Genomic DNA, 8,022 nt, shown 5'->3' on the forward strand with positions numbered 1-8,022 from the left:
ACCGCGCTCGCCGTCCCCCAACTCAGCCACTCCGACTGGCGGCTGCGCATCCACGGCATGGTGGACCGGGAAGCGACCTACGGCTTCGCCGACCTCGCCGGCTTCGAAGTGGTCGAAAAGGTGGCGACACTCACCTGCGTGTCCAATCCCGTTGGCGGCAACCTCATTTCGACCGGGGTCTGGACCGGCTATCGCGTGGCCGATCTGTTGTCGGCGGCGGGTGTGCGCCCGGGGGCCGACATGGTGCTGTCGACGTCGATCGACGGCTTCACCGCCGGCACGCCGGTGGACGCGCTCACCGATGGCCGCGACGCGCTGCTGGCGGTCGCCCTCAACGGTGAGCCCCTGCCGATCGAGCATGGCTACCCGGCCCGGCTGGTCGTGCCCGGGCTCTACGGGTACGTGTCGGCCACCAAGTGGGTCGTGGACCTGGAGCTGACCCGCTTCGATAAGGCGGAGGCGTATTGGACACGCCAGGGCTGGGCACCGCGTGCGCCCGTCAAGACCGAGTCGCGGATCGACGTGCCGAGAAGCGGTCAGCGGGTGCCAATGGGTCCCGTGGTCTTCGGCGGTGTCGCGTGGGCGCAGAATCGCGGCGTGCGGTCGGTGGAGGTCCGCATCGACGACGGCGCCTGGCAGGCCGCCGAACCGGGGGCGAGCTACTCCAACGAGACCTGGCGGCTGTGGAGCTTCCCCTGGCAAGCGAAAAGCCCTGGGCAGCACACCATCACGGTGCGCGCCACCGACAACACCGGGGCCACCCAGACGCCGGACAGGGCCGCTACCGTCCCCGACGGCGCCACCGGCTGGCACACGGTGGACTTCACCGTCACCGGGACCTAACGCACTATCTCGACGAGAGCTTGCGCCAGCTGAGCGCCGCGATCACGATGCCGATCACCGCAGTGATGGGACCGATGACGGACCAGGTGGTGGTGTTGCTCATCGGGCTGCCGCCGAGCACCCCGAATCCCTGCAGCGCCCAGATCAGACCGAACAACGCGACGATCACACCCAAGGCCAATGTCGCGACGGATGTCCTTCTCATACGGGGATGCTACGGCCCGGTTCAGCGGCGGGCCAGGGCGTGCCACGCCATGTCGACGATCGCCGCGCAATACTCGTCGTCGACCGGGAGGTCGGAGTAGAGGGCGCGAATGTTGAGCGGCGCCAGCACGATCTGGACGGCGGCCAGGGTGTTGACGCCCTCGCGCAATTCGCCCCGGTCCCTGGCCCGGTCCACGATTGCGCGCACGGCGGCGAAATGCGCCATCCAAAATCTCACTCGGGTGGCTTCGTCGTGCCCGCCGCGGCTGTCCATCACCAGTGCGCGCAGCATTGTGCGGCCGACGTCGGTGTTGATTCGATAGGTCACGTTGCGCGCCAGGGCTTCCAGGTCGCCGCGCAGTGAGCCGGTGTCGGTTCCCGCGCTCTCGCTCTCCAGGTCGGAAAGCACCGCATCCACGATGAGCTGGCGCCGATCCCCCCAGTACTGGTACACCATGGCCGCGTCGAGGCGGTGCCGCTCGGCCAACGCCTCGATACTGAACCGCTCGAGACCCCAGCGGGCCAACTCGTCGAGCACCGCCGGCATGACCCGCGCCCGGACATCCGCGGGAACGGATTCACGGGTCGGCTCAGACGGCAGCATCGACGTCTCCTTACCCCGGCTAGAGGTACCCGGTTTGGTTCACCAGGCGCACGGACGAGGCCCCGTCAGGATAGAACTCGGCGATGCTCAGCGATGCCAGATCGAGGTGCAGGCGGTAGAGGATGCCGGGCCCGGCCTCCAGCGCCAGCCGCAGCAGCATCTTGATCGGAGTCACGTGCGACACCACCAGCACCGTCGCACCCGGATGCGCGGCGATGATCCGTTCGCGGGCCCGGACGACCCGGTCGAGCACGTCGTCGAAGCTCTCACCGCCCGGCGGGGTGGTGCTGGTGTCGCGCAGCCAGCGCCCGTGCAGCTCGGGGTCCCGCTCGGCGGCCTCGCCGAAGGTCAGCCCCTCCCAGGCTCCGAAATCGGTCTCGATCAAATCGTCGTCCACGGTCACGTCCAGCCCGAGCGCCTTGGCCGCCCGGGCCGCGGTGTCGTAGGCCCGCTGCAGCGGCGAGGCGAACACCGCCGCGATCCCGCCGCGCTCGCCCAGATAGCGTGCCGCGGCGTCGGCCTGCCGGCGCCCCACCTCGGTGAGCGCCGGATTGCCGCGGCCCGAGTAGCGGCGCTGCGCCGACAGCTCGGTCTGGCCGTGCCGCAGCAACAGCAGCCGCGTCGGCGTGCCCCGCGCGCCCGTCCAGCCGGGCGCTTGCGGGGATGGCGGCGCAACGGTTTTCGGGGGCTCGGCCACCCGCTCCTCGGGTTCTTCCGCCAGGTCGCCGGCGGCCGCCGCGTCCATCGCCTCGTTGGCCAGCCGGTCGGCGTAGGAGTTGCGCTCGCGCGGAATCCACGTGTAGCTGATCCGGTCGAACCGCGCGGCCAGCGCCCGGGCCCGGCCGTGCAGCTCGACCAGGTCGGGGTGCTTGACCTTCCACCGCCCCGACATCTGCTCCACCAGCAGCTTGGAATCCAGGAAGACCGCGGCCTCGGTCGCGCCGAGCGCCACGGCGTCCTCCAAACCGGCCAGCAGGCCCCGATATTCGGCGACGTTGTTGGTGGCCCGCCCGATGGCCTGCTTGTTCTCGGCCAGCACCGTCGACCGGTCCTCGGTCCACACGACGGCGCCGTAGCCGGCCGGGCCGGGGTTGCCCCGCGACCCGCCGTCGGCCTCGATCACCACCTTCATTGGTCGAACCCCTTGACCCGCAACAGGATCGCGCCGCATTCGGGGCAACGCACCACGTCGTCCTCGGCCGCTGCCGAGATGCGGGACATCTCGCCGCGGTCGATCTCGAGCCGGCAGGCACCACAGCGGCGCCCCAGCAGCGGCCCGGCGCCCGGCCCTCCCCCGGCGCGCTGACGTTCGTAGAGAGCGGCCAGGGCGGGATCCAATTCGGCGGTCAGGGTCTCGCGGCGCGATGAATGCGCCTGCCGGGCCTCGCTGATTTCGGTGAGCGCGGCGTCGAGTGCCTGCCGGGCGCCGGCCAATTCGGTCTCGAGCGCGTCGACCTTGCCCTGCGCGTCGTCCAGTTCAGACTGCAGCTCCTCGCGGCGCTCCATCACCTCCAGCAGCGAATCTTCCAGGCTGCCCTGGCGGCGCGTCAGCGTCTCCAGCTCGTGCTGCAGGTCCGACAGTTGCTTGGCGTCGGGGGCGCCGGACTGCAACAGCGACCGGTCGCGGTCTTCGCGCTGCCGGACCGCCTCGATTTCGGATTCGAAGCGTGACACCTGAATGTCGATGTCCTGCAACGCGATCCGGATGGCGCCGACCCGGTCGGCGGCGGCGTTGAGTTCGTCCTGCAACCGCTCGCAGGCCTGTTGCTCCGCCAGATGGCTGGCCCGATGCGTGATGCGGGACAGCTCCGCATCCAGTTTCGACAGCTCGAGCAGCGAACGCTGCTGAGCGACTGCGGCTTTCATTACGCCTCACCCCCGGTCTCGTCGCCGCACTGCCCCATATTCCAGGGGTCGGTACGGATGGTGCATACCCGCACCGCCAGCGCCGCACCGAAGCGGGAGCGCAACAGGTCGGCGGCCTGATGGCACCACGGAAATTCACTTGCCCAGTGCGCCACGTCCACCAGCGCCACATCCGAGCCCCGACGATGTTCGTCGGCCGGATGGTGTCGCAAGTCGGCCGTGACGTAGGCCTGCACGCCCGCCGCGGTCGCGCTCGACAGCAGCGAGTCCCCGGCGCCGCCGCAGACGGCGACCCGGGTCACCGGCAGCTCGGGATCGCCCGCCGCGCGGATCCCCCACGCCGTGCGTGGCAGGGCGCGGTTGACGCGGGACACGAAGTCGCGCAGCGGTTCCGGCCGGGGCAAGGCGCCGATGCGCCCCAACCCGGCGCCGCCCTGCGGCGGCACCAACGCGAACACGTCGAACGCCGGCTCCTCGTAGGGATGGGCGGCGCGCATCGCCGCCAGCACGGCGGCCCGGATCCGCGCGGGCGCCACCACCTCGAACCGGTCTTCGGCCACCCGCTCGACGGTGCCGACGCTGCCCACCGCGGGCGACGCGCCTTCGTGCGGCAGGAACTGCCCGATGCCGCTGACGCTCCAGCTGCAGTGCGAGTAATCGCCGATGTGCCCGGCGCCGGCCTCGAACACGGCCGCCTGCACCGCTTCGGCGTTCTCCCGCGGCACGTAGACGACCCACTTGTCGAGGTCGGGCGCGTCCGTTCGGCGCTCGAGCGGCGCCTCGACGGCGAGGCCGAGCGCTTCGGCGAGCGCATCCGACACACCCGGGGCGGCCGAGTCGGCGTTGGTGTGCGCGGTGAACAGCGAACGTCCGGTCCGGATCAGGCGGTGCACCAGCGCGCCCTTGGGCGTGCTGGCCGCCACGGTGTCGACCCCGCGCAGCAGCAACGGGTGATGGGCCAACAGCAGCCCGCCGTCGGGAATTTCGTCGACGACGGCCGGCGTCGCGTCGACCGCGACGGTCACCGACTCGAGGGCATCGTCGGGGTCCCCGCACACCAGGCCCACCGAGTCCCACGGTTCGGCCAGTCCCGGCGGGTAGGCCTCGTCCAGCACCTCGATGACGTCGGCCAGCCGCACGCTCACGGGCGCACCTCCGCGATCGCCTGGGCCAGCAGCGGCCATTCCCGGCGCACCGCGGCCCGCAGGTAGCGCTCGTCCAGGCCGACGAACGTGTCACAGCGACGGATGGCGATCCCCTTGAGCTGCAACGCGTTTCGGATCCGGACGGCGTCCGGCCGGCGAAACAGCACGAACGGGGCCCGCCCTCCGACCACCTCGGCGCCCACCGACGTCAGGCCGGTCACCATCTCGGCGCGCACCTCCGCCAGCCGCGCGGCGCCGGCCGCCGCCTCGGCGACCGACTGCGGGCCGCAGCACGCCGCGATCGCCGTCAGCTGCAGCGTGCCCACCGGCCAGTGGGCGCGCTGCGCGGTCAACCGATCCAACACTTCCGGTGAGCCCAGGGCGTAGCCCACCCGCAGCCCGGCCAGCGCCCAGGTCTTGGTCAGGCTGCGCAGCACCACCACGTCGGGCAGCGAGTCACCGGCCAGCGACTCCGGTTCGCCGGGGATCGAGTCGGCGAACGCCTCGTCGATCACCAGGATGCGGCCCGGCCGCCGCAGCGCGAGGAGCTGCTCACGGGTGTGCAGCACCGAGGTGGGGTTGGTCGGGTTGCCCACCACGACCAGGTCGGCGTCGTCGGGAACCCGCACCCCGTCCAGGCCGAAGGGCGGCTCCAGCACCACGTGGTCCACGGGCACCCCGGCCGCGGTCAGCGCCGCCGCCGGCTCGGTGAACGAGGGCGCCACGACCGCCGCCCTTGCCGGACGCAGGTTGCTCAGCAAGGCGAACGCCTCGGCCGCCCCGGCCAGCGGCAGCACCTCCTCGCGGGCCCGGCCGTGCCGCTCGGCGGCCGCGTCCTGCGCCGCGCACACGTCGGCGGCGCTCGGATAGCGCGCCAAATCCGGCAGCCGCGCGGCCAGCCGCCGCACCAGCCACTCGGGCGGCTGGGCGTGACGGACGTTGACGGCGAAATCCAGCATCCCGGGCGCGACGGCCTGATCGCCGTGATAGCGCGCCGCAGGCGGGCTCAGGTTCAGACTCGCCATCCGAGAAACACTAGTGGGCGCCGCCGGGGCGTGGCAGCGACACCGGCAGACCCGGCCGCCGGGCATCGAGGACAATGGTGAGGTGACAGGCACAACGTCCACGGATCGCACCTCGCCGCGCCTGGCGACCGAGCTGGTGATCTTCGACCTCGACGGCACCCTCACCGACTCCGCGGAGGGGATCGTGGCCAGCTTCCTGCATGCGCTCGAGCAGGTCGGCGTCGACGTGCCCGACGGCGACCTGGTGGCCCAGATCGTGGGCCCGCCGATGGACGACACCTTCCATTCCATGCTGGGCCAGGACGCCGAGCGGGCGATCGCGGCCTTCCGCGCGGAATACGCCGACCGCGGCTGGGCGATGAACACCCTGTTCGACGGCATCGAGCCGCTGCTGGCCGACCTGGAGGCCGCCGGCGTCCGGCTCGCGGTGGCGACGTCGAAGCTGGAGCCGACGGCGCGCCGCATCCTGGCCCATTTCGGGCTCGATCAGCATTTCGAGGTCATCGCCGGCGCGAGCCCCGACGGCTCGCGCAAGTCCAAGGTCGAGGTGCTGGCGCACGCGTTGGAACAGCTGCAGCCGCTGCCCGAGCGGGTGCTGATGGTCGGCGACCGCAGCCACGACGTGCACGGCGCCGCCGCGCACGGCATCGACACCGTGGTGGTCGGCTGGGGCTACGGGCGCGACGACTTCCCCGACGGCGCGGCGGCCACCGGCACCACGGCGGTGACGCACGCCGCGACGGTCGACGAACTGCGGGCGGTGCTCGGTGTCTGAGCGCGAGCCGCTGCACGTCACCTTCGTGTGCACCGGCAACATCTGCCGGTCGGTGATGGCCGAGAAGATGTTCGCCGATCAGCTGCGCCGCCGTGGCCTGGCCGACGCGGTTCGGGTGACCAGCGCGGGCACCGGCAACTGGCACGTCGGGGAATGCGCCGACGACCGGGCGACCGACGTGCTGCGCGCCCACGGTTATTCCACCGATCACCGCGCCGCCCAGGTCGACGAGGAGCACCTGGCGGCCGACCTGGTGGTGGCCTTGGGCCGCAACCATCTTCGGATGCTGCGCGAGCTGGGTGTCGACGAGGAGCGGGTGCGGATGCTCAGGTCGTTCGACCCGCGGTCCGGCGCCCACGCGCTCGACGTCGACGATCCTTACTACGGCGACGCGCAGGACTTCGAGGACGTGTTCACCGTCATCGAGGCGTCGTTGCCGGGCCTGCACGCCTGGGTCGACGATCGGCTGGGCCGGAACGGATCCGGCTGACATGCGTCGACTGGCGTTCTTGCTGCGGCCGGGCTGGATCGCGCTGGCGCTGGTGGTCGTCGCGTTCGCCTACCTGTGCTTCACGGTGCTGGCGCCCTGGCAGCTGGGCAAGCACAACCGGACGTCGCGGGAGAACCGTCAGATCGAGTATTCCCTCAACACCGAACCCGTCCCGCTGAAATCGCTGCTGCCGCAGCAGGATTCGGCGGCCCCGAACGCCCAATGGCGCCGCGTGACAGCGACCGGGCACTACCTGCCGGACGTCCAGGTGCTGGCGCGGTTGCGGGTCATCGAGGGCAAACCCGCGTTCGAGGTGCTGGCGCCGTTCGTCGTCGACGGCGGGCCCACCGTGCTCGTCGACCGGGGCTACGTGCGGCCCGATGAGGGCTCCCACGTGCCACCGATCCCCCGCCCGCCCCAGGACCCGGTCACCATCACCGCGCGGCTGCGCGATTCCGAGGCCGTCGTCCCGGGCAAGGATCCGTTCACCCAGGACGGTGTGCAGCAGGTGTATTCGATCAACACCGAACAGGTGGCGGCGCTGACCAAGGTCCCGCTCGCCGGGTCCTATCTGCAGCTGACCGAGGACCAGCCCGGCGGGCTCGGCGTGATCGGCGTGCCGCACCTGGACGCCGGTCCGTTCCTCTCCTACGGCATCCAGTGGATTTCGTTCGGCATCGTCGCCCCGCTGGGTTTGGGTTACTTCGTGTATTCCGAGATCCGCGCCCGCCGCCGGGAAAAGCAACCCCCGCCGGCGGCCGCGCAGGCTCCCGAGCCGCCGCAGACCGTGGAGGCGAAACTCGCCGACCGCTACGGCCGCCGCAGGTAACAGACCAGTCCGGCCAGGACGGCGGCGCCCGCTTGCACCGTCCGCGACAGCGCCACCGCGCGCCGCAGGTCGGCCACCGTCGGCTCGTGGCCGTCGCCCAGGGTGGGCCGGATCTGCAGCTCGTGACGGTATTGCGTGGGCCCACCGAGGCGCACGCCCAGCGCCCCGGCGAACGCCGCCTCGACGACGCCGGCGTTGGGGCTGGGGTGGCGGGCGGCGTCACGGCGCCAGGCGCGCACCG

11 protein-coding genes are annotated in these 8,022 nt (G+C 71.7%); 4 read left to right on the plus strand and 7 right to left on the minus strand.

The window, feature by feature from the left end; all coding sequences use genetic code 11:
• The coding region (locus A5681_RS02865) for a molybdopterin-dependent oxidoreductase (RefSeq protein ID WP_156737821.1) at positions 1-843 on the plus strand (843 nt) is incomplete at its 5' end.
• 4 nt (positions 844-847) lie between these two features.
• Here A5681_RS02865 and A5681_RS02870 read toward each other — a convergent pair.
• The 6 genes from A5681_RS02870 to cobC are packed head-to-tail and all read right to left on the minus strand — an operon-like array spanning position 848 to position 5,687.
• Positions 848-1,048 carry a hypothetical protein gene (locus A5681_RS02870; protein ID WP_067269191.1) on the minus strand — a complete coding sequence of 67 codons (201 nt, stop codon included), beginning with the start codon at positions 1,046-1,048 and terminating at the stop codon, positions 848-850.
• Between the two features lie 21 nt (positions 1,049-1,069).
• Positions 1,070-1,651 carry a TetR-like C-terminal domain-containing protein gene (locus A5681_RS02875; protein ID WP_067269194.1) on the minus strand — a complete coding sequence of 194 codons (582 nt, stop codon included), beginning with the start codon at positions 1,649-1,651 and terminating at the stop codon, positions 1,070-1,072.
• 19 nt (positions 1,652-1,670) lie between these two features.
• Positions 1,671-2,783: a bifunctional RNase H/acid phosphatase gene (locus A5681_RS02880; protein WP_067269196.1), complete on the minus strand. Its 1,113-nt coding sequence runs from the start codon at positions 2,781-2,783 to the stop codon at positions 1,671-1,673.
• Positions 2,780-3,517: a zinc ribbon domain-containing protein gene (locus A5681_RS02885; RefSeq protein WP_067269198.1), complete on the minus strand. Its 738-nt coding sequence runs from the start codon at positions 3,515-3,517 to the stop codon at positions 2,780-2,782. Before A5681_RS02885 ends, A5681_RS02880 begins: the two co-directional genes overlap by 4 nt.
• The gene (locus tag A5681_RS02890; protein WP_067269200.1) at positions 3,517-4,662 is read right to left on the minus strand and encodes a Nif3-like dinuclear metal center hexameric protein; all 1,146 of its coding nucleotides are present in this window, start codon (positions 4,660-4,662) and stop codon (positions 3,517-3,519) included. Before A5681_RS02890 ends, A5681_RS02885 begins: the two co-directional genes overlap by 1 nt.
• Positions 4,659-5,687 carry an Rv2231c family pyridoxal phosphate-dependent protein CobC gene (gene cobC / locus A5681_RS02895; protein WP_067269202.1) on the minus strand — a complete coding sequence of 343 codons (1,029 nt, stop codon included), beginning with the start codon at positions 5,685-5,687 and terminating at the stop codon, positions 4,659-4,661. Before cobC ends, A5681_RS02890 begins: the two co-directional genes overlap by 4 nt.
• An 82-nt stretch (positions 5,688-5,769) precedes the next feature.
• Here cobC and A5681_RS02900 point away from each other — a divergent pair, with 82 nt between their 5' ends.
• The 3 genes from A5681_RS02900 to A5681_RS02910 are packed head-to-tail and all read left to right on the plus strand — an operon-like array spanning position 5,770 to position 7,781.
• Positions 5,770-6,462, plus strand: coding sequence for an HAD-IA family hydrolase (locus A5681_RS02900; RefSeq protein ID WP_197498491.1), 693 nt, complete (start codon positions 5,770-5,772; stop codon positions 6,460-6,462).
• Positions 6,455-6,952, plus strand: coding sequence for a low molecular weight protein-tyrosine-phosphatase (locus A5681_RS02905; RefSeq protein WP_067269205.1), 498 nt, complete (start codon positions 6,455-6,457; stop codon positions 6,950-6,952). Before A5681_RS02900 ends, A5681_RS02905 begins: the two co-directional genes overlap by 8 nt.
• Before the next feature lies 1 nt (position 6,953).
• Entirely contained in the window at positions 6,954-7,781 is an 828-nt protein-coding gene (locus tag A5681_RS02910) for an SURF1 family protein (RefSeq protein ID WP_067269207.1), read from the plus strand.
• Here the strand turns inward: A5681_RS02910 and A5681_RS02915 are convergent.
• The coding region (locus A5681_RS02915; protein WP_197498492.1) for a cobalamin biosynthesis protein at positions 7,763-8,022 on the minus strand (260 nt) is incomplete at its 5' end. The genes A5681_RS02910 and A5681_RS02915 overlap by 19 nt on opposite strands.

Source organism: Mycobacterium scrofulaceum, assembly GCF_001667885.1.
In the GTDB taxonomy this organism is placed as follows: Bacteria; Actinomycetota; Actinomycetes; order Mycobacteriales; family Mycobacteriaceae; genus Mycobacterium; species Mycobacterium scrofulaceum_C.

Coding starts and splice junctions, on each gene's coding strand:
- A5681_RS02870 (WP_067269191.1), bottom strand. CDS start 1,048: ATGAGAAGGACATCCGTCGCGACATTGGCCTTGGGTGTGATCGTCGCG.
- A5681_RS02875 (WP_067269194.1), bottom strand. CDS start 1,651: ATGCTGCCGTCTGAGCCGACCCGTGAATCCGTTCCCGCGGATGTCCGG.
- A5681_RS02880 (WP_067269196.1), bottom strand. CDS start 2,783: ATGAAGGTGGTGATCGAGGCCGACGGCGGGTCGCGGGGCAACCCCGGC.
- A5681_RS02885 (WP_067269198.1), bottom strand. CDS start 3,517: ATGAAAGCCGCAGTCGCTCAGCAGCGTTCGCTGCTCGAGCTGTCGAAA.
- cobC (WP_067269202.1), bottom strand. CDS start 5,687: ATGGCGAGTCTGAACCTGAGCCCGCCTGCGGCGCGCTATCACGGCGAT.
- A5681_RS02910 (WP_067269207.1), top strand. CDS start 6,954: ATGCGTCGACTGGCGTTCTTGCTGCGGCCGGGCTGGATCGCGCTGGCG.